This window comes from Modestobacter sp. VKM Ac-2983 (genome assembly GCF_026967885.1).
Classification (GTDB): domain Bacteria; phylum Actinomycetota; class Actinomycetes; order Mycobacteriales; family Geodermatophilaceae; genus Modestobacter.
Map to the genome: position 1 here is coordinate 609,817 of NZ_JAPVBK010000002.1, position 22,959 is coordinate 632,775.

The window sequence follows — 22,959 nt, forward strand, 5'->3', positions numbered from 1 at the left end:
TGGAAGGACAGTGCCATGAGCACCTCCGCCGACCGCCCTCGCCGGCCGCACCCCGACCCGCTCACCATGACCCCCGCCGAGAAGGTGATCGCCGAGTGGGAGGCCCGCCACGACGTCGCGGCCCGGGGCTCCCGGCCGACGTTCGGGACGGTGCAGCACTACCTGGCCGAGACGCGGTCCCGGGAGCGCTGCGACGAGGCGGCCCGGCCACGCGCCGCCGAGCGGGACAGGCGGCGCTGAGCCGGTCGGGGAACTCCGGGACCGCGGCCCCCGTTGGCGGGCCATGGACCTGGTCTGCCCGAAGTGTCAGGGGACGATGCGCACGTACGAGCGCAACGGCGTCCACGTCGACCAGTGCACCGACTGCCGGGGCATCTTCCTCGACCGCGGCGAGCTGGAGCGCCTGGTCGACGCGGAGAACGCCTGGCACGACGGCCCGGCCGCGGCCGCCCCGCCCGCGGCCCGGCCCTCGGCCCAGCAGCCGTTCTCGCACGCGCCGGCGCGGCACCCGCAGTCGTCCCCGTCGAGCTCCCAGCCGGCCTCGCTCGGCGCCGTGGTCAGCGAGGTGCTGGGCCAGGTCCGCGCCAGCAGCTCCGGTTCGGCGCACGGTTCCTACGGCAAGCCGCGCAAGAAGAAGTCGCTGATCAGCGAGCTCTTCGGCTGACACGGGGCGCCGCGCCCACTGATCGGCGTCGAGATCGGGCTGGTGGCGGTCTCGCCGGGCGCGAGGCAGCCACCAGCCCGGTCTCGGCGCGCGGGCGGGCCGTACGGTCGCGGGGTGGCTGACGACGACCTCACCCCGTTCACCCCTGCCGGGGCCGACCGGCTGCGTGCCGCCGCGGCCGAGCTGGCTGCGGCGGTGACCGCGCACGCCGAGGCGGTGACGGCGGTGACCGGGGAGGCCGGCATGCCCGAGGTCTTCGCTGCCAGCGACCGGCTGCTCCCTGCGGTGCTGGCCTACGCCGACGCGCAGTTCGACCTCACTGGCAACGACTTCCCGTTCGGCGTCCTGCACGGCTACGCCGAGGACGACGAGCAGGACGACGAGCCGCAGGTCGGGGACGCAGCGGTCGGCGACGCGGCGGACGGCGCGGCCACCGCCTCCGGGACGACCGACGTCTCGGTCCTGCAGCGGCACGACCTGCGGGTCACCGACGAGGCCGCGGTGCTGGCCGCCGGCCGCCGGGCGTACCTGCGTTCGCAGCCTGACGGCGACGCCGCCGCGGCGGTCGCCGATGTGGCGGACCTGGGCCGGGCGCTGTCCCAGCTGGCCGACGCCGACGGCTGGGACGCCGTGGGGGAGACGCCGGGGCTGCGGGCGACGGGCCGGTCGGTGCTGGTCATCGGTCGGGAGCTCGCCCCCGGGGCCGACCCGGACGACGACACCGAGGACGACGGCGGCGAGCTGCTGTGGTCCCAGCAGGACGTGTTCCCCGGCTGACCCGCGCAGGGTAGGGGAGCGGCATGCCTGACTACGACGTGAACGAGGCCGGGGTCGCCCACGCCCGGGAGCTGATCGACGCCGGGGAGTACGACGACCAGACCGAGTGGTCCGACGCCGCGCCGTCGACCGACGAGGAGAACGAGGAGCGGGACGACGAGGGCCAGGAGGGCTACGCGCAGTGGCACCTGGCGGTCGACCCGGACAAGGGCGAGGGCACCAAGGGCCGCTACCGGTTCCCCTACGGCGACTTCGCCAAGGTCAACCGGGCCGCGCTGATCCACGCCAAGCAGCGGGCCAGCCAGAACGACCACCCGGAGATCGAGAAGGCGGCCGACGACCTGCTGCAGCGCCTGGACGCCAAGCGTTCCTGACCCTGCGCGGTCGAGGCGTCAGCCGGGCAGCATGCTGCCGGTCTCCAGGTAGCGGGTGTGCCAGCTGAGCGCCTCGGCCAGCAGGTGCGGGGTGTGCCGGCCGTACGCGCTGCGTTCGGCCCGCTCGTAGTAGTCGGCCAGCAGCGGCCGGTAGTCCGGGTGCGCGCACTTGTCGATCACCAGCTGCGCGCGCTTGCGCGGCGGCAGGCCGCGCAGGTCGGCCAGCCCGTGCTCGGTGACGACGACCGAGACGTCGTGCTCGGTGTGGTCGACGTGGGACACCATCGGCACGATCGAGGAGATCGCGCCGCCCTTGGCCGTCGACGGGGTGAGGAAGAAGGAGACGTAGGCGTTGCGGGCGAAGTCGCCCGAGCCGCCGATCCCGTTCTGGATGCGGCTCCCCATCAGGTGCGTGGAGTTCACGTTGCCGTACAGGTCGGCCTCGATCATCCCGTTCATCGCCAGCACCCCCAGCCGGCGGACGATCTCCGGGTGGTTGCTGATCTCCTGCGGCCGCAGCACGATCCGGTCCCGGAACTCGGCCACGTGCGCGTTGAATTCCGCGATCGCGGTGGGGCTCAGCGAGAACGCCGTCGCCGACGTGGAGGCGAGCGTGCCCGAACGCAGCAGGTCCAGCATGCCGTCCTGGATCACCTCGGTGTAGGCGGTCAGCTGCTCGAAGCGGGACTCCTGCAGCCCGGACAGGACGGCGTTGGCCACGTTGCCGACGCCGGACTGCAGCGGCAGCAGCTCGGCCGGCAGCCGGCCCACCGTGACCTGGTGCTCGAGGTACTCGATCAGGTGCCCGGCGATGGCCCGGGCGGTGTCGTCCGGCTCGCTGAAGGGGGTGTTCCGGTCCGGGGAGTGGGTCTCGACGACGGCGACGACCTTGTCCGGGTCGACCCGCAGGTGCGGCACCCCGATCCGGTCGCCGGGCCGGGTCAGCTGCACCGGCCGGCGGTTCGGGGGCAGCGCCGTCCCGTAGTAGACGTCGTGCATGCCGTCCAGCCCGGCCGGCTGCCAGCTGTTGACCTCCAGCACGACCCGCTCGGCGAGGTCCAGCCAGGTCTTGTTGTTCCCGACCGAGGAGGAGGGGATCAGCTGCCCGTCCTCGGTGATCCCGCTGACCTCCACGACGGCGACGTCCAGCGGGCCGAGGAACCCCTCCCAGGCCAGCTGGGCGACGTGGGACAGGTGGACGTCGACGTAGTCGATCTCGCCGGCGTTGATCTTCTGCCGGGCGACCGGGTCGGACTGGTAGGGCAGCCGCAACCCGATGCCGTCCGCGGCGGCGAGCGCGCCGTCCAGCTCCGGTGCGGTGGAGGCCCCGGTCCACAGGTCGACCTGGAACGGCTCTCCGGCGGCGTGCGCGGCGGTGATCCGCTGGGCCAGCAGCCCCGGGACCGCCTTCGGGTGCCCGGCGCCGGTGAACCCGCTCATCCCGAGCGTGTCCCCGGGCCGGATCAGCGCGGCCGCCTCGTCGGCCGGCACCACCTTGCGGGCCAGTGCTGCGTTGCGGATCCGCCCGGTGTCCATCGTCCTCCGACCTCGTCGTGGCGGGCCTGTCCGGCCCACCCGGACGACGCTACGGGCGGGACCATGGTCCCGCCCGGGGAGGCCGGCGGACCCGCGCGATCGGGTCCGCCGGCCGGTGCTCAGGCCGTCCGGGGGGTGTCGGAGCGCGCCCCCAGCTCGGCCGTCGGGCCGCTGACCTTGCGCGAGCCCTTCACCGTGGCGAACGAGGTCTCGTAGCCGACCGTCGCCTGCGGGTCCAGCCGCGGGTCGACGGCCAGGCCCTTGTCGCCGTTGCTGCGGATGAACCAGAAGTCCGCCTGCACCCGCTCCCGCGTCACGTCCAGGACGACGAAGCCGTGGCCGATGCCCTCCAGGTAGCGCACCCACGGGTTGGCGGCCTGGAACGCAGCCGTGGTCGCGGTGGCGGCGGCCGCGGAGCCGACGGCCTCCTTGAACCCGTTGCTGGTCACCGACGGGCAGACGAACTCGACACCTACGGAGTTGCCGTCGCCGGGGTAGCCGCCCACGTCGGTCGGGAGGTCGTTGGCCCAGGAGGAGTGGATGTCGCCGGTCAGCACCACCGGGTCGGCGTGCTGGGCGGCGGCCATCGCCTCCAGCACCGCCCGCTGGTCGGCCTGGTAGCCGTCCCACTGGTCGGTGTTGAACACCGAGCCGGGCACCGTGCCGGGGCGGGGCACGGAGAACACCCGCGCGAAGACCGTCTGGTTGCCGACCAGGTGCCAGTCGGTGCGCCCGGTGCGGATGCCCTTCGTCAGCCAGTCCAGCTGCGGCGGCTCGGGCAGGTGCCGCCGCGGGTCGGTCAGGGCGGGGTTGAGCTGGCCGTCGACCGTGCCCGGGACCTGCTCGCTGCGGTTCTGCCGGGTGTCGATGACCGACAGCTCGGCCAGGTCGCCGAAGCTGAAGCGACGGAAGAACTGCCGGCCCTTGCTGGCGTGCGGCTGCCACATCGCGGGCTCGCGGATCGGCATCCACTCGAGGTAGGCCTGGAACGCCTTGGCCCGGCGGAACAGGAAGTCGCCCTCGGGCTTGATCCCGTCGGGCTTGCCCGGCTCGGTGTAGGGGGTGGCCGGGTCGTCGTCCCGCTCGTGGTTCTCCGCGCCGAAGTCGTAGGCGTCGTTGGTGATCTCGTGGTCGTCGAAGATGACGATCCACGGGTGCTGCTGGTGCGCCCGCTGCAGGTCCGGGTCGGTCTTGTAGAGCGCGTGCCGGATCCGGTAGTCCTCCAGCGACACCATCTCGTGGACCGGCTCGTGGTCCCGGATGCCGATCAGCGCGTTGGGCCCGTACCGATCGCCGGAGCCGGCCACGCCCGCCACCCGCGGGGCGTTGCCGTACTCGTAGAGGTAGTCGCCCAGGTGCAGCACGAAGTCCAGGTCGTCCCGGGCGGCGATGCCGCGGTAGGCGGTGAAGTACCCGCCGGTCCAGTTGCTGCAGGAGGCGAACGCCATGCGCAACGCGTGGGTCTGGCCGGGCTCGTCCGGGGCGGTCTGGGTGCGGCCGACCGGGGAGGTCTGGCCGGCGCAGGTGAACCGGTACCAGTAGCGGGTGTAGGGGGTCAGCCGGTTCACCACGACCTTGACGGTGTGGTCGCGGCTGACGTCGGCGACGACGTTCCCGCTGCGCACGATGCGGGTGAACGCCTCGTCGGCGGCGACCTCCCAGCGGACCGGGACGGCGGGCCCGCGGCGGCTGCCGGGGAGGGACTCGGGGGTGGGCGTCACCCGGGTCCAGATGAGCAGCTCGGTGGCCGTGGGGTCGCCGCTGGCGACGCCGAAGCCGAAGACGCCGGAGCGGGCGGTCTCGGCCACGGCCGCGCGGGCGGCCTCGCTCGTGAGCCCACCGAAGGTCAGGGCGGCGGCGGTGACCGCGCCGCCCTTCAGGACGGTGCGGCGGGACAGGGGTGCTTCGAGGGACATGCGGGCACTGTGGTTGCACTGGGCGACGAGTTGGCGGTGCCTGCGTGAACGGCCGGCGTCCCCCGCTCGGCCGTTTCCCCTCCGGAGGGGGCGGGCACGTGCACGAGGCAGGCGAGCTCTGCCGGACCGCCGGAGCGCCTTCCGCGGGCGCCGCCGTCCGGCACCGACCCGCGACCAGCACGACGACGGGAGACCCCCATGGCGATCGCCACGATCAACCCCACCACCGGGGAGACGCTGAAGACCTACGAGCCGCTGTCCGACGACGCGCTCGAGGAGAAGATCGGTCGCGCAGCCGCCGCGTACCGAAGCTACCGGCGCACCTCGGTCGAGGACCGGGTGCGCTGGTTGCGGGCGGCGGCCGACGTGCTGGACGCCGACACCGACGGCGTCGCCGAGCTGATGACCACCGAGATGGGCAAGACGCTGTCCTCGGCGAAGGCCGAGGTCGGCAAGTGCGCGAAGGCGTTGCGCTGGTACGCCGAGCACGGCCCGGCGCTGCTGGAGCCGGAACCGAAGGACGCCGAGGCCGTCGGCGCGCAGCAGGCCTACGTCTCCTGGCAGCCGCTGGGCGTGGTGCTGGCGGTGATGCCGTGGAACTTCCCGCTCTGGCAGGCGATGCGGTTCGCCGCCCCGGCGCTGATGGCCGGCAACGTCGGCCTGCTCAAGCACGCCAGCAACGTGCCGCAGACCGCGCTGTACCTGGAGGAGCTGTTCCGCAAGGCCGGCTTCCCGGACGACGTCTTCCAGACCCTGCTGATCGGCTCGGGCACGATCGAGCGGGTGCTGCGCGACGACCGGGTGGTCGCCGCGACGCTCACCGGCAGCGCGCCGGCCGGACAGTCGGTCGCCTCGATCGCCGGTGACGCGCTCAAGCCCACGGTGCTGGAGCTGGGTGGGTCCGACCCGTTCATCGTGATGCCCTCGGCGGACCTGGCGGCCGCGGCGGGGGTGGCGGTCACCAGCCGCAACCAGAACAACGGGCAGAGCTGCATCTCGGCCAAGCGGTTCTTCGTGCACCGCGACGTGGCCGAGGAGTTCACCCGGGTCTTCGCGGAGAAGATCGCCGCGCTGACCGTCGGTGACCCGATGGACCCCGACACCGAGGTCGGGCCGCTGGCCACCGAGTCCGGCCTGCAGGACGTGCACGACTACGTGGAGGACGCCCGCGCCAAGGGCGCCACCGTCGCCGTCGGGGGCACCCGCCTGGACCGGCCGGGCTGGTTCTACGAGCCGACGCTGCTGACCGGGATCACCCCGGAGATGGACCTGTACGCCGAGGAGGTCTTCGGGCCGGTGGCCGCGCTGTTCACCGTCGACAGCCTGGACGAGGCGATCGAGATCGCCAACAGCCACCCCTACGGGCTCGGGTCCAACCTGTGGAGCGAGGACGAGGGCGAGCGGGCGCAGTTCATCCGGGACATCGAGTCGGGCATGGCGTTCGTCAACGGCATGACGACGAGCTACCCGGAGCTGCCGTTCGGCGGGGTGAAGCAGAGCGGCTACGGCCGCGAGCTCACCGAGCTGGGGATGCGCGCGTTCATGAACGGCAAGACCGTCTGGATCGGTGCGCCGAGCAGCGAGCAGGGCACCGGCGACACCGCCGGCTCGGCGAACGAGTGAGCCGAGGCTGCTGCTTTCCGTCGTCCGCCGGTCAGCGGGGGAGGGAGACCTCGCCCGGCCGGACCGCCGGGGGGACGGGGACGGTGCCCGGCTCGGTGACTGGGCGGCTCCGGCGCAGCAGGCGGGCGATGGTGAGGGCGGCGTAGGCGGCGACCGCCATCAGCACGATGGTCCCGCCCGAGGGGGTGTCGGCGTAGAAGGAGACCGCTGTGCCGCTGACCGACACGGTCACCCCGATCACCGCGGCGATCACCAGGCTGCTCCGGAAGCTGCGGGCCACCAGCTGCGCGCAGCCGGCGGGCAGCACAATCAACCCGCTGATCAGCAGCAGGCCGAGCACCCGCATCGACAGCGTCACCGTGACCGCGGTGACCACCGCCAGCAGCAGGTTCAGCCGCAGCACGGGCAGTCCGCTGGCGAGCGCGTGCTCCTCGTCGAGCGCGACGGTGAACAGCGACCGGCCGAGCCCCACGGTGACGCCGAGGACGACGGCGGCCATCCCGGCGAAGACGACCAGGTCACTGCGGGTCGTGGTGGTCAGCGCGCCGAACAGGTAGCCGTCCAGGGTGATCGGGGTCCCGGCCGGCGCCCGGGTGACCACCACGACCCCACCGGCCAGGCCGCCGTAGAACATGATCGCCAGCGCGACGTCGGTGCCGGTCGATCGCCGGGCTCGCAGCACCTCGACGACGACCGCACCGGCGACGGTGGCCAGCAGCGCGGTGAGCACCGGCGCCGACCGGGTGGCCAGGCCGACCGCGACCCCGAGCAGCGCGACGTGCCCCAGCCCGTCGCCGATCAGCGACAGTCGTCGCTGCACCAGGTAGACGCCCACGGTGGGCGCGGTGAGGCCGACGAGGACGGCGGCCGCGAGGGCCAGCCGCATGAACTCGTAGCTCAGCACGGGGCGCCCGCGGCCGGCAGCGTCACCGTCCTGGTCACCACCTGGGCCAGCGGGCCCAGCTCGTGCACGACCACCACCACGGCCGCGCCGGTCTCGGCCAGGCCGGCCAGCGTGCCGGCGAGCACCCGCTGGCTGGCCGCGTCGACGCCGGCCGTCGGCTCGTCGAGGAGCAGCAGCTCCGGGTCGCCGGCCAGCGCGCGGGCCAGCAGCGCGCGCCGCTGCTGACCGCCGGACAGCTCGGCGAGCAGCCGGCGGTCGAAGCCGGCCAGCCCGGCGCTGTCCAACGCGCAGTCGACGGCGCACCGGTCGGCCTCGCCGAACCGCTGCCAGGCCCGCAGCCGGTTCAGCCGGCCGGAAGAGACCAGCTCGCGCACGGTCACCGGGACGCCGCCGGCCACGGTGTGCCGCTGGGGCACGTAGCCGACCCGGTGCCAGTCGTGGAACCGCGCCCGCGGCACGTCGAAGAACCGCACCTCGCCGGCCTGCACCTCGCAGAGCCCCAGCACGCCCCGGACCAGCGTCGACTTGCCGGCCCCGTTGGGCCCGCGGACCGCGACCACCTCCCCGGGGCGCACGGACAGGTCGACACCGGTCAGGACGGCGTCCCGGCCGTGACCGAAACCGCCGCCGCGCACCGTCAGCGCGCTGTCGCAGGCAGCCGAGGCCGCGGTGGGCGCCTGCCGGGGCCGGGTGCTCAGGAGCACTGCTGCCCCGCCTGCAGGCTGGCCAGGTTGGCCCGCATGAGCTCCAGGTAGTCCCCGCCCGCCGACTGGTCGGTCAGCCCCTCGATCGGGTCCAGCTGCCGGGTCTCCGCGCCGGTCTCCCGCGCCACGGTCTCCGCGACGGCGGGGCTGACCAGCGTCTCGAAGTAGATGGTGCGCACGTCGTGCTCGCGGACGAACCCGGTCGCCTCGGTCAGCGCGTCGGTGGACGGCTCCTGGTCCGGCGCCAGCCCGCTGATGCCGAACTGCTCCAGGTCGTAGGCGTCGGCGAGGTAGCCGAAGGCGGAGTGGCTGGTCACCAGCTCCCGGCTGGCGCAGTCGGCCAGGCCGGCGCGGAACTCCCCGTCCAGCTCCTCGAGCTCGGTCCGCAGGTCCGCGGCGTTGGCGGCGTACTGCTCGGCGTCGGCTTCGTCCACCGTGGCCAGGTGCTCGGCCAGCGCGTCGCCGACGGCGGCCATCCGCATCGGGTCGTGCCAGAAGTGCGGGTCGGTCACCGGCTCGTCGGCGTGCTCGTCGTCGGAGTGCTCGTGGTCGTGCTCGTGGGCCTCGTAGGTGAGCGACAGGTCGGCCGGCTCGCCGGCGTCGAAGGCCCGGTCCTCGGCCTGCTGCTCGACGGCGGCGTCCACGGCGGGCTGCAGCGTCGGCAGGAACACCACCACGTCGGCCTCGGTCGTGGCGGCGACGTCGCGGGGGGTGAGCTCGTACTCGTGCGGCTCGGCCCCGTCCGGCGTGAGCGAGGTGACTTCGGCCAGGTCGCCGGCCACCTGCCCGCTCAGCCAGGCGAGGGGGTAGAACGCCGCCACGATCGTCAGCCGGTCGTCGCCGGCACCCGCGGCGTCGGCGTCGGCCGTGCCGGAGCAGCCGGCCAGTGCGACCGTCCCCACGCAGGCGAGGGAGAGTGCGGAGAGCGAGCGGGTGGGACGTCGTCGGGACGGTGGCTGCATGGTCCGATCGTCGACGTAATGAGAATCGTTGTCAAATATGGGACGGGGACCGCCGCGGCTAATGGTCACCCGACCGCGGCGGGCTGCTCCGGCGCAGCAGCCGTCGTCCCGGCAGGGGGTGCGACCGCCGCCGGCCGGCGCGGCCGGCGGCTCAGCCCGGACAGCGAGACGGCGAGCACGGACGCGGTGACCAGCGCCCCGGTCGGGGCGAGGACCACCCAGGGCGCCCGCTCGACGTACGGCATCCCCTCGGCCAGCAGCAGCCCCCACTCCGGCGCCGGCGGCGTGGCGCCCAGCCCCAGGAAGCCCAGCGCGGCGAGGGCCAGCGCGATGCCCGGCAGCCGGAGCGCGGCGTTGCGGGCCGCGGCGGGCAGCACGGTCGGCACGACGTACTGCCAGGTGACCGCCGTCGGCCCCACCCCCAGCACCGGCAGCACGGTGACGTGCCGCTGGCGCCGGACCTCCTCCGACGATGCCGCCACGTAGGCGGCGATCGGCGCCCACGCCACCAGGGCGACGGCCAGCGCCGCGCCGGCCTGCGAGGTGCCCAGCGCCGCCGCGACCAGGACGCCGACGATCACCGGGGGCGCGGCGTTGGCGACCTCCACCGGCCCGACCGAGGCGCGCGGCAGCAGTCCGATCAGGACGCCGACCACGAGGGTGACCAGCACGACGACCGCCGCCGTGCCGACGGTCTGCACCGCGCCGTGCGCCACCCGGGCCAGCAGGTCGCGCCCGCTGGCGTCGGCACCGAAGGGCAGCGCGGCGCTGGGCGCGGCCAGTCGGGGGTGGGCGGAGGTGAGCGGGTCGCGGCCGAGCCCGGCGGCCACCACGACCACCAGGAGCCCGGCCGCGCAAGCCGGGAGCAGCCGATCGCGCCGCCGGGACGGGGTGGCCCGGGCCGGCACCGGCACGCTCCCGCTGCGCAGCGCCCGGCCCAGCAGCAGTGCCCGGGTCAGCGCGGCCAGCCCGCCGAACACCGCCGAGATCCCGAGGAGCAGGAGCATCCCCGCCTGCAGGGCCGGCAGGTCCTGGGCCTCTGCGGCGCCGAGCACCGCCCGCCCCAGTCCGGGGATGGCGAACACCTGCTCGACGGCCACCGCCCCGCCGGTGAGGCCGACGAGGACCAGGGTCACCTGGGTGGTCAGCGCGGGCAGGGTGCGGCGCAGCAGGGCCCGGCCCAGCTGCCCGGGCGACGCACCGGCCACCTGCCAGGTGGACACCCAGCGCTCGGTGCCGGTGACGGTGAGCCCGTCACCGAGCAGCCGGCCGATCAGCCCACCCGCGGGCAGGCCCATCGCCAGCGCCGGCAGCACCACCGAGGACGGGCCGGTCCAGCCGTAGGGCTGGAACCAGCCCAGCCACACCGCGCCGACCAGCAGCAGCACCGAGGCCAGCAGGAACTCCGGCAGCGCGGTGAGCGCGGCCCCGATCGCGCCGCCGGTGCGGCCCCGCTCACCCCGGGCGACCCGGTGCAGCGGCGCCCAGCAGAGCAGTGCCGCCGTGACCAGGGCGACCAGCAGGGCAGCGCCCATCAGCGTGACCGAGACACCGAGGGCGTGGACCAGCCCCGGACCGACCGGCCCGCCGGAGATCCAGGACGTGCCCAGGTCGCCGCGGACCAGCCCGGACAGCCAGTGCCCGAGCAGCCCGAGCGGGCCGGCGTCCAGGCCGAGCTCGGCCCGGATCGCCGCGAGGGCCTCGGGGGTGGCCTCCTGCTCGGCCGAGCGTGCCCGGAGGATCGACAGCTCCGGGCTGCGCCCGGACAGCCAGGGCAGCACCCCGATCAGCGACACCACGCCGAGGACGGTGACCGCCCGGGAGGCAGCGGTCACCCATCCCCGCCGTGGCACCGCTCAGTCCTCGTCGACGGTGGTGTCGGCGGTGATCAGCGCCCGCTCCCGCGGGTCGCGCACGGCACCGGAGACGCCGGCGGCCTCGCCCTGGATGACCCGCTCGTGCAGCATCGGCACCGCGGCGCCGGTGTCCAGGATGGCCTGCTCGGCCGCGATGACCGCCTGCTGGCGCTCCGGGCCGGGGGTGGCGGCCGCGGCCGTCTCCAGGGCGGCGTCCACCGCCGGGTCGCACAACTGGGCGATGTTGAACGAGCCCTCGCAGGCGAAGTCGCTGTACAAGTAGGCGACCGGGTCACCGGAGTCCAGCACCGTGGCGCGGGACAGGATGAACGCGTCGAAGGCCCCGGCCAGGGCGTCGGCCTCGATGAAGGCGTACTCCCGCACGTCCTGCTCCACGGTGAAGCCCACCGCCTCCAGTTGCTGCTCGAGCAGCACGGCGACCTCGGGCAGCTCGGCCCGGTCGGTGAAGGTGCCCAGGGTGATCGTCGTGCCGGCCGGCACGGCGGGTGCCGAGGTCTCCGCCTGGTCCTCGCGCAGGTCGGCGGCCCAGGGGATCGCCGGGCCGAGCAGGCCCTCGGCGATGTCGGCGCGGCCCTCGTAGACGGTCTCCACGATGGTGGCCCGCTCGACCGCGGCGCGGGCGGCGGCCCGCACCGCCGGGTCGGCGAACGGCCCGGATGCGGTGTTCAGGTACAGGGTGTTGGTGCGCGGCATCGGCACCTCGTGCACCAGCTCCTCGTCGACCAGCCCGGCCTGGGAGACGGGCACGGCCTCGACGACGTCCGCCGTGCCGGTGCGCAGGGCGGCGGCCCGGGCGGTGCCGTCGGGCACGAAGGCGACGTCGATGCCGGCGGCGGCCGCGGGGTCGCCCCAGTAGCCGTCGAAGCGGTCGAGGGTGGCGCCGGAGGTGCCGTCCACGGCGACCAGCTCGAACGGGCCGGTGCCGTGGCCGACCGGGTCGACCCGCCCGCCCGCCCCGTACGCGGCCGCGGCCAGCACCGCGAGCTGCGGGCTGGACAGCCGCTGCGGGACCAGCGGGTCGGGCTCACCGGTGGTGACCACGACGTCGGAGCCGTCGGCCGTGGCGGTCAGCTCGACGCCGTCCAGGATCCGCGGCCGGGGGGAGGCCTCGTTCGCGGCGGTCAGCGCGGCGGCCGCCTGCTCGGCGGTGAGCGCCGTGCCGTCGTGGAACTCGACGCCCTCGCGGACGGTGAAGCGCCAGGTGAGGTCGTCGGTCTGGGTCCACTCGGTGGCCAGCGCCGGCTGGGCGTCGCCGTCGGCGTCCAGCACCACCAGGGTCTCGGCGGTGCTCCAGCGGGACAGCTTGAACGCGTCGTCGGTCAGCGGGTTCAGGCCCGAGCGCGGCGGTTGCAGCATGGCCAGCGAGATCCGGCCCTCGGCGGCCGGGTCGCTGCCGCCGTCGTCGGGGGAGTTGCTGAAGCAGCCGGTGGTGAGCAGGGCGACGGTGGCGCCGAGCACGAGCAGGCGGGGGGTGCGGGAGGAGGACATCGTTCCGTTCTCTGATCGGTGGTGCAGGGGGTCAGGCGGGCAGGGTGGGGACGGCGGCGAGCAGGTCCCGGGTGCGGGGGTGCGCGGGGCGGGCGAGCAGGTCGGCGGTCGGCCCCTCCTCGACGACGAGCCCGTCGGCGAGCACGACGGTGCGGTCGCAGAGCCGGGCGACGACGGCCAGGTCGTGGGAGACCAGGAGCAGCCCCAGGCCCTGGCGGGCGGAGAGGTCGGCCAGCACCTCGACCACCTGGTCGCGCACCGGCAGGTCCAGGCCGCTGACCGGTTCGTCGGCCAGCAGCAGCGCCGGCTCCGGGGCGAGTGCCCGCGCCAGCGCGACCCGCTGCGCCTGGCCGCCGGAGAGCTCCCCGGGCCGCCGTCCGGCCAGGTCGGGGTCCAGGCCCACCCGGGTCAGCGCCGTCGTCACGGCGGCGGCGTGGTCGCCGGTCACGTGCAGGTGCCGCAGCGGCACCGACACCAGCTCGCGGACGGTCGCGCGCGGGTCCAGCGAGCCCGCGGGGTCCTGCGGCACGTACTGGACCAGTCGGCGGTACCAGCGCAGCGACGCCGTCGACCCCGGGCGGACGGCGCGGCCGGCCACGGTCACCGTGCCGCGATCGGGGCGCTCCAGCCCGAGCAGGCAGCGCAGCAGGGTCGACTTGCCCGACCCGGAGGTGCCGACCAGCCCGACCCGCTCCCCGGGCGCGACCTCGAGGTCGACCCCCCGCAGGGCGGCGACGACATCGCGCGGACCCCAGGGGCGCCGCCGGTGCAGCGGGTAGTCGCGCTCGATGCCCGCCGCGGTGAGCACCGACCCCTGGACCGGGCGGCTCACGAGCCGGCACCGACCCGGGTGGGGAGCGCGCCGGCCCGCGCGGCGGCCACCAGGGCGGCGCTCTGCTCGTGCTCCGGCGCGGTCAGCAGCCGGGTGATCGGGGCGTCCTCCACGACGGCGCCCTCGTGCAGGACGATCGCGCGGTCGCACAGCGAGGCCGCGACCGCGAGGTCGTGGGTGATGAAGAGCAGGGCCGTGTCGCGGGTGGCGTCCCTCAGCACGGCGACGACCTGGGCCTGGGTGACCAGGTCCAGGGCGGTGGTCGGCTCGTCGGCGACCAGCAGCCCGGCGCGGGAGGCGAGCGCCATGGCGATGCAGACCCGCTGCCGCTGGCCGCCGGACAGCTCGCCGGGGGAGCTGCGCAACACCCGCTCGGCGTCGTCCAGTCCGACCGCCGACAGCAGCTCGGCGCGCTGCCGGGCGAGCTCGGCGCCGCGGAGGCCACGGTGGTTGCGCAGCGGCAGGGCCAGCTGCGCTCCCACGGCCACCAGCGGGTTCAGGGCGGCCGCCGGGTCCTGGCCCACCGCGGCGACCCGGGCGGCGGATGGCCGGCGGGCGGGTGCCAGTCCGGTGACGTCGACCCCGCCCGCCCGTACGCTGCCGCGGACCTCGGCGCCGGCGGGCAGGGTGCCCAGCACCGCGGCGGCGGTGAGCGACTTCCCCGAGCCCGAGGCGCCGATCAGCGCCACCCGCTCGGCGGCCGCGACCCCGAGCGTGACGGCGCGGACGACGGCCCGGCCGCCGAGGGCCACCGTGAGGCCGTCGAGGACGAGCGCGGGAGCGCGCCGCGACTCCGCCGGACTGATAACCATTGTCGGTAATGTAGCGGGCGGCGATGGTGTCGTGTCCCGGGGTCGGCCGTGTTGCTGCAAGCGCGTTGCAATAAAGTTGCCGGGCGCGGGACCACCCCGCGGCCCGACCGGACCGCCGGGCACTCCGTGCCGCCGGCACGTCCCGATCTCGGAGGACCCGTGGCACGACGCAGTCCGACGGGCCGGACGCCTCCGGGGCGGGCATGAGCGGGCGGTTCTCCTGGGCGCCGGTCGTGCTGTTCCGCCGGCTGCCGGCCGTGCCGCGGCTGCTGCTGCTCTCCCAGCTGGCGTTCAACGTCGGCTTCTACCTGGTGGTGCCGTTCCTGGCCGTGCACCTCACCGAGGACCTGGCGCTGGCCGGTGGCCTGGTCGGCCTGGTGCTCGGGGTGCGCACCTTCAGCCAGCAGGGCCTGTTCTTCGTCGGTGGCGGGCTGGCCGACCGGTTCGGGGTCAAGCCGGTCGTGGTCGTCGGCTGCCTGGTCCGGATCGCCGGGTTTGCGGTGCTCGCCGTCGCCACGTCGCTGCCCGCCGTGCTGCTGGGCACGGTGCTGGTCGGCTTCGCCGCGGCCCTGTTCTCCCCCGCGGTGGAGTCCGCGCTGGCCGACCAGGGGCAGCGGCTCGAGGCCGCCGGCGTGGTCACCCGGGCCGAGGTGTTCGGGTTGGACGCGATCGCCAGCAAGCTCGGCTCGGTCACCGGACCGGCGCTGGGCGCGGCGCTGCTCACCGTGCCGTTCAGCGTCACCTGCTGGGTCGCCGCCGGGGTCTTCGCCGTCGTCCTCGCCGCCCACCTGCGCTGGCTGCCGGGCGACCTGCGGACCGAGGGCAGCGGGGAGGAGAGCGTGCTCGCCGGGTGGGGACACGTGCTGCGCAACCGCACCTTCCTGGTCTTCACCGCCGGCTACTGCACCTACCTGCTCAGCTACAACCAGCTCTACCTGGCCCTCCCCGTCGAGCTCTCCCGGGCAACCGGCAGCCAGGGGGCGCTCGGCTGGCTGTTCGTGCTCGCCGCGGTCTCGGTGCTGGTGTTCCAGCTGCCGATCACCGCCCGGGCCCGGCGAGCCGGCGCACACCGGGCGCTCCCGTTCGGCTTCGCCCTGATGAGCGCCTCGTTCGCACTGGTCGCGGCCTGCGCCCCGTTCGTGCCCCCGGCCGGCATCTGGGCGCTGGCGCCGGCGACCGGCATGGTGCTGCTGCTCTACGCCGGCCAGATGGTCGCCGTCCCGCTCGCCCAGGACCTGGTGCCCCGGCTCGCCGGGGAACGGCGACTGGGCGCCCACTTCGGGTTCCTGGCCTCCGCCGGCGGCGCCGCGGTGCTGGTCGGCAGCACCGGGGTGGGGGCGCTGCTCGACCTGGCGGGGGAGCCGCGGCCGGCCGCCACCGTCCCGTGGCTGGTGCTCGCCGCGCTGCCGGCGGCCTCCGCCATAGGTCTGGCGGTGCTCACCCGGCGGATCTCCCGGACGCCGGCGGGCCGGCCCGCACCGGCGGTGCCGGCCGAGGAGCCGGTCGGGCCGTGACCGCCGGCTTGGCCCTGTCCCACACCGGTCACCCGGCCGGCGCCCCCTGGGTCCCCGAGGCCCGCTGACCCCACGGCGGGTCAGCCGACGGCAGGCCGACCGTCGCCGTCCGCCCGGCTGCCGCGGTGCCGCACCAGCCGGGCGGAGTTCACCGCCACGGCGACCGACGAGGCGTTGTGCAGCACGGCAGCGAGCACGGGGGAGAGAGCGCCGCCGCCGGCGACGGCCAGCCCGAGTCCGTTGACCGCGATCGACATGCCGTAGTTCTGCCGCACCACGCCGAGCGTCTGCCGGCCCAGTTCGCGCAGGTCCAGCAGGTGCCGCAGGTCGTCGCCGACCAGGGCCACGTCGGCGGTCTCCACCGCGACGTCGGTGCCGGAGACCCCCATCGCGATGCCGATGTCGGCCGCGGCGAGCGCCGGGGCGTCGTTGGTGCCGTCGCCGACCATCGCCACGGTGTGCCCCTCGGCCTGCAGTGCCGCGACGACGTCCTGCTTGTGCTCGGGCAGCACCTCGGCCCGCCACTCGGTGACCCCGAGCTCGGCGGCGACGGCGGCGGCCGTGCTCTCGTGGTCACCGGTGAGCATGACGATCCGCCGGACCCCGGTGGCCCGCAGCGTCTCCAGCACCTCGCGGGACTCCGGCCGCACCTCGTCCCGCAGGCTGACCAGCCCCACCAGCTCGCCGTCGACCGCCAGCAGCAGCGGGGTCTCCGCGGCGACGCGCAACCGGTCGAGCCAGCCCTGGGCGGCGTCCCCGACGGCGACGCCCTCGCTGGCCATCAGCGGCTCGCTGCCCAGCAGCAGCACCCGCCCGTCGGCCTGGGTGCGCATGCCCAGCCCGAGCAGCACCTCGCACTCCTCGTGCGGCGGGATGAACACGTGCCGCTCCTCGGTGGAGCGGATCACCGCCTGGGCCAGCGGGTGCCGGGAGTGCACCTCGGAGCTCGCCGCGTAGCCGAGCACCCGCTCGGGGGTCCAGGCATCGGAGAAGGAGACGACGTTGGTCACCACCGGGCGGCCGATGGTCAGCGTGCCGGTCTTGTCGAAGACGACGGCGTCCACCCGGCCGGCCGCCTCCAGGTGCGCCCCGCCCTTGATCAGCAGGCCCCGCGAGGCGCCGTTGCCGATGGCGGCGCTGACCGCGGTCGGGGTGGCCAGCCCGACTGCGCAGGGGCAGGCGACGAGCAGCATGGTCATCGCCCGGCGGACGTCCCGGGTGACCAGCCAGGTGAGGGCGGCGAGGGCGAACGAGGCGGGGACGAAGCGACGGGAGAAGTCCTCGCCCACGGTCTGGATCGGCGCCCGGTCGTCGGTGGCCTGCTCGACCCGGGCGATGATCCGCCCGATCGCGGTGTCCGAGCCGGTCGCCGAGGCCCGCACCACCAGCCGGCCGCGGAGGTTCACCGACCCGGCGTGCACGGTCGCCCCGGGGGTGACCGAGACCGGCAGCGGCTCGCCGGTGGTCGCCGCCTGGTCGACCACCCCGGTGCCCTCGACGACCACGCCGTCGACCGGCAGCGTCGACTGGTCGTGCACCACGACCAGGTCACCGACCCGGAGCCGGGCCAGGTCGACCTGCCGCTCGACGTCCGGCGCGCCGCCCTCACCGGGGACGACCACCCACGCGGTCGTCTCGGTGCCGGCCAGCAGCGCGGAGATGGCCCGGCGGGTGCGGCGGAGGGTGACCGACTGCAGCCACTCGCCGATGTTCAGCAGCCACAGGACGGTGAGGGCGACGACGTTCTCCCGCAACAGCAGGCTGGCCACGGTGGCGGCGGTGACGAGTGCGTCGGTGCCCGCGCTGCGCTTCCCGGCCAGGGCGCCGGCGGCGCCCTTGACGAAGGGGTAGCCGGTGAAGACCGTGAGCGCGGTGGCGACCAGCCGGCTGCGGCCGGAGAGCACCGGCGGCCGGCCGAACCCGTACCGGCGCACCCCCAGCAGCGCCAGGGCGGCGCCGCCGACCGCGATCCGCACCAGCTCGCCGTTGGCGACGTCGGCCGAGCGCGGCGGGCGGGCGACCTCGGCGGCCGCCGGCAGGGCGACCGCCGAGGTGGCCACCCGGAGCACCTCCGCGCGCGGGTCGGCGTCCGGGTGCAGCCAGACCAGCACCTGCCCGGTCACCGGGTAGGCGTGCGCGGTGCGGACGCCGGGCACCGCGTCCAGCAGGTCCTCCAGCGCCACCGCCCGCGCGGGTGCACCGGTCAGCGCGGGGACGGCGAGCCGCAGCCGGCCGCCGGCGTCACTGACCAGCCGGGCGGTGCCGGTCGCCGTCTCCACGGTCAGTGCTGGTGGTCGTGGCCGCCGGAGCGGTCGGCCGGCGGGGGCACCTGCTCGCCGAGGTCGGCGTAGGCCCGGGCGCGCACGTCCCCGGCGGCGAGCCGGGCCTTCTCCACGCCCACCTCGGCGCGGCGGGCACCGCGGATGCCCCACTTCGTCACCCCGACCGCCAGCCGGCGGGGCAGGCTGCCGGACTCGCCGCCCTCGGCGGCGCGGACGACGGCGACGCCGACGACCCCGGTCGCCACCGTCCCGGCCGCCTTGCGCAGCACCCGGCCGGCGGTCGCACCGCGGTTCTTCTTCGTCTCGCTCATCGACGTGCTCCTCGATCGGTCGGTCTGGCGCGGACTGCATGAGATCGTGGCTCCGGCCACGGTAACGGGACTCATGTTCGATGCGCGGAGGGGAGTCGGTCATCGCCGAGGTGCGGGTCGACGACGGCAGGGTCGACGAGGGTCGGGTCGACGGGGCGGGCCCGCCCGCCCGGGCCGGCGTGCGCAGCACCGACCTGCTCGGCGGGCTGGTCGCCGTCCTGGTGCTGCTGCACTTCCTCGCCCCCGCGTCCCTGCAGCAGCCGGTGGTGCTGGCCTGGAGCACCGTCTTCGTCGCCGTGTGCCTGCAGGCGCTGCCCTTCCTGGTGCTGGGTGTGGCGCTGTCGGCGGCGATCAGCACGCTGGTGCCGCCGTCCTTCTTCGCCCGGGCACTGCCCCGCCGCCCCGCGCTGGCCGTGCCGGTGGCCGGGATGGCCGGGGTGGTGCTGCCCGGCTGTGAGTGCGCCTCGGTCCCGGTCGCTGGCAGTCTGGTGCGGCGTGGGGTGACCCCGGCGGCGGCGCTGGCCTTCCTGCTGGCGGCGCCGGCGATCAACCCCGTGGTGCTGGTGGCCACGGCGGTGGCCTTCCCGGAACAGCCCGAGATGGTGGCCGCCCGTTTCCTGGCCTCCCTCGGCGTCGCGCTGGTGATGGGCTGGCTGTGGACGCTGTTGGGCCGCAGCGAGTGGCTGCAGCTGGCCCGGCTGCCGTCCGCGGCGCCCGGTCTCACCCGTTTCGCCGGCTTCCGTGCGGCCATGGCGCACGACCTGGTGCACGCCGGCGGCTTCCTGGTCGTCGGCGGTGCGGCTGCCGCGACGCTGGGGGTGCTGGTGCCGCGGAGCTGGCTGGAACAGGTCGCGGCGTCCCCGGTGCTCGCCGTGCTGGTGCTGGCCGTGCTGGCGGTGCTGCTGGCGATCTGCTCGGAGGCCGACGCCTTCGTGGCGGCCAGCCTCACCTCCTTCTCGCTCACCGCCCGGCTGGCGTTCCTCGTCGTCGGTCCGGCCGTCGACGTGAAGCTGATCGCGCTCCAGGTGGGTACCTTCGGCCGCGGCTTCGCGCTCCGGTTCGCACCGGTGACGTTCGTCGTCGCGGTGTTGCTCGCCAGCGCGGTGGGGGCGGTCCTGCTGTGAGCGGCCGCCCGGACCGGACCACCCAGCACGTGCTCCTGCTGCTGCTCGGCGTCGTCGTGCTGTTCGTGGCCGGCAGCGACCGGTACCTCGACTACGTGCGGGCCGGTTTCCGGCCGCTGCTGCTCGGGGCCGGGGTGGTCGTGGTCCTGCTGGCGCTCAGCGGTCTGCGCCGCAGCCGCGGCGACGCCGGGCACGACCACTCCGGCCCGGCGGTCGGGTGGCTGCTGGCCGCGCCGGTGGCGGTGGTCCTGGTCATCGCCCCGCCCGCGCTCGGCTCCTACACCGCCAGCCGGCAGGCGTCGGCGCCGGTGGCGGTCCCCGACGAACCGCCGTCGGCGGGCATCGGAGCCGACGACCCGGGCGCCGACCACGCGACGTCGACGCTGTTCTCCTACTACGTCTGGTCGCTCGCCCAGGACACCAGCGCGCTGGACGGGCGCCGGGTCCGGCTGGTCGGTTTCGTCTCCCCCCGGGCGGCCGGCGGCTGGTACGTCACCCGCTTCGCCATCAACTGCTGCGCCGCCGACGCCACGGCGATCCGGGTGGCCGTGCCGGACGGGCCCGCGGAGTTCGAGCCCGACCAGTGGGTGGAGGTGGTCGGCAGTCACGTCCCGCCCCAGGTCGACCCGGCGGTCGGGTACCCGGAGCCGGCGATCGACGCCGTCCGGGTGGCGGCGGTGGAGGCACCGGCCGAGCCCTACGAGTGAGCCGGTGGGTGCCCCCGCAGTCGACAACAGTTCTCACATGCTCCTATCCTCATGCGAAGGACGCCGGGCTCTTCCGCACGACCACGCGGGCCGCCTCGACGAGGAGACGACCAGATGATCCGCAACACCCGCCAGCGCACCGCCGTCAACGCCGTCTTCGACGAGCTCGAGGGCTTCCACAGCGCGCAGGAGGTGCACGCCCGGATGCGCGCCTCCGGCGACTCGATCGGGCTGTCGACGGTCTACCGGGCCGTCCAGGCGCTGGTCGACGACGGCGAGCTGGACTCGATCCGCACCGACGCCGGTGAGGCCATCTACCGGCGGTGCAGCACCCGGCACCACCACCACCTCGTCTGCCGCGCCTGCGGCCGCACCGAGGAGGTCGAGGGCCCCACGGTCGAGCGCTGGGCCGACCGCGTCGCCGCCGAGCACGGCTTCGTCGACGTCACGCACACGCTGGAGATCTTCGGCACCTGCGCGGCCTGCCACAGCGCCGGGGCGCCCTCGGCCGACCGGCCGGGCTGAACCGCCCGGCCGGTCGAGCCTCGGCGGGCGTCACATCGCGCCCTCCCGGGCGGCCTGCCACAGGTCGATGCCGGCGTCGACGGCGTGCTGGTCGATGGCGGTCAGCTCCTCGGCGGAGAACTCCAGGTTCTCCAGGGCGGCGACGTTCTGCTCCAACTGCCGCACGCTGCTCGCCCCGATCAGCACGGAGGTGACCCGCGGGTCGCGCAGCGCCCAGGCCAGCGCGAGCTGGGGCAGGCTCTGGCCGCGGGCCTGCGCGAGCTCGTTGAGCGCCCGCACGTGCGTCACGTACTCGGGGGTGATCATCCCGGGGTCCAGTGACTTGGACTGACCGGCCCGCGAGCCCTCCGGCACGCCGTCGAGGTACTTGTCGGTGAGCATCCCCTGGGCCAGTGGGGAGAAGGCGATGCAACCGGCGCCCACGTCGGCGAGGGTGTCCAGCAGCCCCTCGGTCTCGATCCAGCGGTTGAGCATCGAGTAGGAGGGCTGGTGGATCAGCAGCGGCGTCCCCAGGTCGGCCAGGATCTCCGCCGCCTGCGCCGTCATCTCCGGCGAGTAGGAGGAGATGCCCGCGTAGAGCGCCTTGCCCGACTGGACGGCCGTGTGCAGCGCGCCCATCGTCTCCACCAGCGGCGTCGTCGGGTCGGGTCGGTGGCTGTAGAAGACGTCGACGTACTCGACGCCCATTCGTTGCAGTGACTGGTCCAAGCTGGACAGCACGTACTTGCGCGAGCCGCCGCCCTGCCCGTACGGACCGGGCCACATGTCGTAGCCGGCCTTGGTGGAGAGGACCAGCTCGTCGCGGTACGGGCGGAAGTCGTCGGCCAGGTGCCGGCCGAAGTTCGTCTCCGCGCTGCCGTAGGGCGGGCCGTAGTTGTTGGCCAGGTCGAAGTGGGTGATCCCCAGGTCGAAGGCGCGCCGCAGGATGTCCCGCTGCCGGTCGAAGGGGACGTCGTCCCCGAAGTTGTGCCAGAGACCGAGGCTGACCGCCGGCAGGTCCAGGCCGCTGGCGCCGGTGCGCCGGTAGGTCATCGAGTCGTAGCGGGTGCTCTCCGCGCTGTAGCCCATGGGCTGATCGTGCCGGGCAGGCAGCCGGTCAGCGACGACGGGGGCGTCGGCGGCCGCGCTCGGTAGGTGCAGCTGCGGTGGAGGTCGACCAGTGTGCGGGCCGGGTCATCGACTCCGGCAGCGTCGTGCCCGCGTCGCCGACGGCGGCGGTCAGCTGGGGCTGGGTGAGGAAGATCGCGCCGGTGAGGTCGGCCCCGCGCAGGTCGGCGGCCCGCAGGTCGGCACCCAGGAGGTCGGTGTGCCGCAGGTCGGCGCCGCGCAGGTCTGCCCCGATCAGGTAGGCGCCGCGCAGGCTGGCCCCGTGCAGGTCCGCCCCGCGCAGTGCGGCGCCCATCAGGTCGGCGCTGCGGCGGTCCCGGGCCCGGTCGGGCACGTCGGCCCGGGCGGCGTCGCTGACCCGGCCGAGCAGCTCGCCGACCTCGCGTCGCAGCGTTGCGGCGTCCAGGACGGCCAGTTCGTCGGCGGCCGCCCGGGTGAGCTCCTCGGTGCGGGCGTGCGCGGTCGCGACCTCGGTGGCCAGTGACCCGGCCGGCAGCAGGGTCCGCGCCTCGGTGAGGTGCCACAGCAGCTCGGTGAGCTGCCTCATCACCGGGAAGACGGCGAACACCGCCGCTGCTGTCGCTGCATCGGTGCGCCAGTCCCGGCCGGGGAAGGTGTCCTCGGTGACCCGCTGGCCGGCGCCGAAGCAGTCGAAGACGACGCAGCCGGGGAACCCGCGGTCACGCAGCCGGTCGTGCACCCCGCAGCGGGCGTCGGGCTGCAGGTTCGGGCAGGGGGTGCCGGCCGGCTTGTCGATCGCGAAGTCCGCGGAGGCGGCGAAGGCCGGCACCACGCAGCACAGCCCGCTACAGCGACTGCAGTCAGCGGTCAGGTCCCGGCGCGCGCCGGCGAGCTCCCGCGAGGTGTCGAGGACGAGGTCCACCGGGATGCCGGGACGATCGGGCACGGTGCGGTCCTCC

At 75.1% G+C, this 22,959-nt stretch carries 22 protein-coding genes; 9 read left to right on the top strand and 13 right to left on the bottom strand.

Annotated features, from left to right (window positions below; genetic code table 11):
* Nucleotides 1–15 precede the first annotated feature (15 nt).
* The 4 genes from O2W18_RS09340 to O2W18_RS09355 all read left to right on the top strand — a co-directional run bounded on the left by O2W18_RS09340 (nt 16) and on the right by O2W18_RS09355 (nt 1,815).
* Nucleotides 16–240 carry a hypothetical protein gene (locus tag O2W18_RS09340; protein ID WP_269187259.1) on the top strand — a complete coding sequence of 75 codons (225 nt, stop codon included), beginning with the start codon at nt 16–18 and terminating at the stop codon, nt 238–240.
* Between the two features lie 43 nt (nt 241–283).
* Complete coding sequence (locus O2W18_RS09345; protein ID WP_269187260.1) at nt 284–664, top strand: TFIIB-type zinc ribbon-containing protein; 381 nt, start codon at nt 284–286, stop codon at nt 662–664.
* A gap of 114 nt (nt 665–778) precedes the next feature.
* Nucleotides 779–1,441 (top strand): hypothetical protein, encoded by a 663-nt coding sequence (locus O2W18_RS09350; protein WP_269187261.1) that lies wholly within the window; start codon nt 779–781, stop codon nt 1,439–1,441.
* Between the two features lie 23 nt (nt 1,442–1,464).
* Nucleotides 1,465–1,815, top strand: coding sequence for a hypothetical protein (locus O2W18_RS09355; RefSeq protein ID WP_269173268.1), 351 nt, complete (start codon nt 1,465–1,467; stop codon nt 1,813–1,815).
* A gap of 18 nt (nt 1,816–1,833) precedes the next feature.
* On the opposite strand, the gene O2W18_RS09360 is transcribed toward O2W18_RS09355, so the two are convergent.
* Together O2W18_RS09360 and O2W18_RS09365 are read right to left on the bottom strand one after the other, a co-directional pair.
* Nucleotides 1,834–3,351 (bottom strand): acetyl-CoA hydrolase/transferase family protein, encoded by a 1,518-nt coding sequence (locus O2W18_RS09360; protein ID WP_269187262.1) that lies wholly within the window; start codon nt 3,349–3,351, stop codon nt 1,834–1,836.
* A gap of 119 nt (nt 3,352–3,470) precedes the next feature.
* Nucleotides 3,471–5,267, bottom strand: coding sequence for an alkaline phosphatase D family protein (locus tag O2W18_RS09365; protein ID WP_269187263.1), 1,797 nt, complete (start codon nt 5,265–5,267; stop codon nt 3,471–3,473).
* A gap of 198 nt (nt 5,268–5,465) precedes the next feature.
* On the opposite strand from O2W18_RS09365, the gene O2W18_RS09370 reads away from it, so the two are divergent.
* Nucleotides 5,466–6,890 carry an NADP-dependent succinic semialdehyde dehydrogenase gene (locus O2W18_RS09370; protein WP_269187264.1) on the top strand — a complete coding sequence of 475 codons (1,425 nt, stop codon included), beginning with the start codon at nt 5,466–5,468 and terminating at the stop codon, nt 6,888–6,890.
* 31 nt (nt 6,891–6,921) lie between these two features.
* Here the strand turns inward: O2W18_RS09370 and O2W18_RS09375 are convergent, their stop codons facing one another.
* From O2W18_RS09375 to O2W18_RS09405, 7 genes are all read right to left on the bottom strand, one after another.
* Entirely contained in the window at nt 6,922–7,794 is an 873-nt protein-coding gene (locus O2W18_RS09375) for a metal ABC transporter permease (RefSeq protein WP_269187265.1), read from the bottom strand.
* The gene (locus tag O2W18_RS09380) at nt 7,788–8,498 is read right to left on the bottom strand and encodes a metal ABC transporter ATP-binding protein (RefSeq protein WP_269187266.1); all 711 of its coding nucleotides are present in this window, start codon (nt 8,496–8,498) and stop codon (nt 7,788–7,790) included. Before O2W18_RS09380 ends, O2W18_RS09375 begins: the two co-directional genes overlap by 7 nt.
* Nucleotides 8,489–9,460 carry a metal ABC transporter substrate-binding protein gene (locus O2W18_RS09385; protein ID WP_269187267.1) on the bottom strand — a complete coding sequence of 324 codons (972 nt, stop codon included), beginning with the start codon at nt 9,458–9,460 and terminating at the stop codon, nt 8,489–8,491. Before O2W18_RS09385 ends, O2W18_RS09380 begins: the two co-directional genes overlap by 10 nt.
* Nucleotides 9,461–9,525: 65 nt before the next feature.
* Entirely contained in the window at nt 9,526–11,295 is a 1,770-nt protein-coding gene (locus O2W18_RS09390) for an ABC transporter permease subunit (protein WP_269187268.1), read from the bottom strand.
* Between the two features lie 21 nt (nt 11,296–11,316).
* Nucleotides 11,317–12,825 (bottom strand): ABC transporter substrate-binding protein, encoded by a 1,509-nt coding sequence (locus O2W18_RS09395; protein ID WP_269187269.1) that lies wholly within the window; start codon nt 12,823–12,825, stop codon nt 11,317–11,319.
* A 31-nt stretch (nt 12,826–12,856) separates the two neighbouring features.
* On the bottom strand, nt 12,857–13,657 hold the full coding sequence (locus O2W18_RS09400; protein ID WP_269187270.1) for an ABC transporter ATP-binding protein: 801 nt from the start codon (nt 13,655–13,657) through the stop codon (nt 12,857–12,859).
* Nucleotides 13,654–14,469 (bottom strand): ATP-binding cassette domain-containing protein, encoded by an 816-nt coding sequence (locus tag O2W18_RS09405; RefSeq protein WP_269187271.1) that lies wholly within the window; start codon nt 14,467–14,469, stop codon nt 13,654–13,656. Before O2W18_RS09405 ends, O2W18_RS09400 begins: the two co-directional genes overlap by 4 nt.
* A 203-nt stretch (nt 14,470–14,672) precedes the next feature.
* Between O2W18_RS09405 and O2W18_RS09410 the strand changes: the two genes are divergently transcribed.
* Nucleotides 14,673–15,983 (top strand): MFS transporter, encoded by a 1,311-nt coding sequence (locus tag O2W18_RS09410; protein ID WP_269187272.1) that lies wholly within the window; start codon nt 14,673–14,675, stop codon nt 15,981–15,983.
* A gap of 80 nt (nt 15,984–16,063) precedes the next feature.
* Here O2W18_RS09410 and O2W18_RS09415 read toward each other — a convergent pair whose 3' ends face one another.
* Together O2W18_RS09415 and O2W18_RS09420 are read right to left on the bottom strand one after the other, a co-directional pair.
* Complete coding sequence (locus O2W18_RS09415; protein ID WP_269187273.1) at nt 16,064–18,262, bottom strand: heavy metal translocating P-type ATPase; 2,199 nt, start codon at nt 18,260–18,262, stop codon at nt 16,064–16,066.
* A gap of 2 nt (nt 18,263–18,264) precedes the next feature.
* Nucleotides 18,265–18,576, bottom strand: coding sequence for a DUF1490 family protein (locus tag O2W18_RS09420; RefSeq protein ID WP_269187274.1), 312 nt, complete (start codon nt 18,574–18,576; stop codon nt 18,265–18,267).
* A gap of 80 nt (nt 18,577–18,656) precedes the next feature.
* Between O2W18_RS09420 and O2W18_RS09425 the strand changes: the two genes are divergently transcribed.
* From O2W18_RS09425 to O2W18_RS09435, 3 genes are all read left to right on the top strand, one after another.
* Nucleotides 18,657–19,700: a permease gene (locus O2W18_RS09425; protein WP_269187275.1), complete on the top strand. Its 1,044-nt coding sequence runs from the start codon at nt 18,657–18,659 to the stop codon at nt 19,698–19,700.
* On the top strand, nt 19,697–20,407 hold the full coding sequence (locus tag O2W18_RS09430) for a TIGR03943 family putative permease subunit (RefSeq protein WP_269187276.1): 711 nt from the start codon (nt 19,697–19,699) through the stop codon (nt 20,405–20,407). The genes O2W18_RS09425 and O2W18_RS09430 overlap by 4 nt, the downstream gene beginning before the upstream one ends.
* 114 nt (nt 20,408–20,521) lie before the next feature.
* On the top strand, nt 20,522–20,932 hold the full coding sequence (locus O2W18_RS09435) for a Fur family transcriptional regulator (RefSeq protein WP_269187277.1): 411 nt from the start codon (nt 20,522–20,524) through the stop codon (nt 20,930–20,932).
* 30 nt (nt 20,933–20,962) lie between these two features.
* Here O2W18_RS09435 and mgrA read toward each other — a convergent pair whose 3' ends face one another.
* Both mgrA and O2W18_RS09445 read right to left on the bottom strand, forming a co-directional pair.
* Complete coding sequence (mgrA, locus tag O2W18_RS09440) at nt 20,963–22,000, bottom strand: L-glyceraldehyde 3-phosphate reductase (RefSeq protein WP_269187278.1); 1,038 nt, start codon at nt 21,998–22,000, stop codon at nt 20,963–20,965.
* 28 nt (nt 22,001–22,028) lie between these two features.
* Nucleotides 22,029–22,946: a pentapeptide repeat-containing protein gene (locus O2W18_RS09445; RefSeq protein WP_269187279.1), complete on the bottom strand. Its 918-nt coding sequence runs from the start codon at nt 22,944–22,946 to the stop codon at nt 22,029–22,031.
* Nucleotides 22,947–22,959 lie beyond the last annotated feature (13 nt).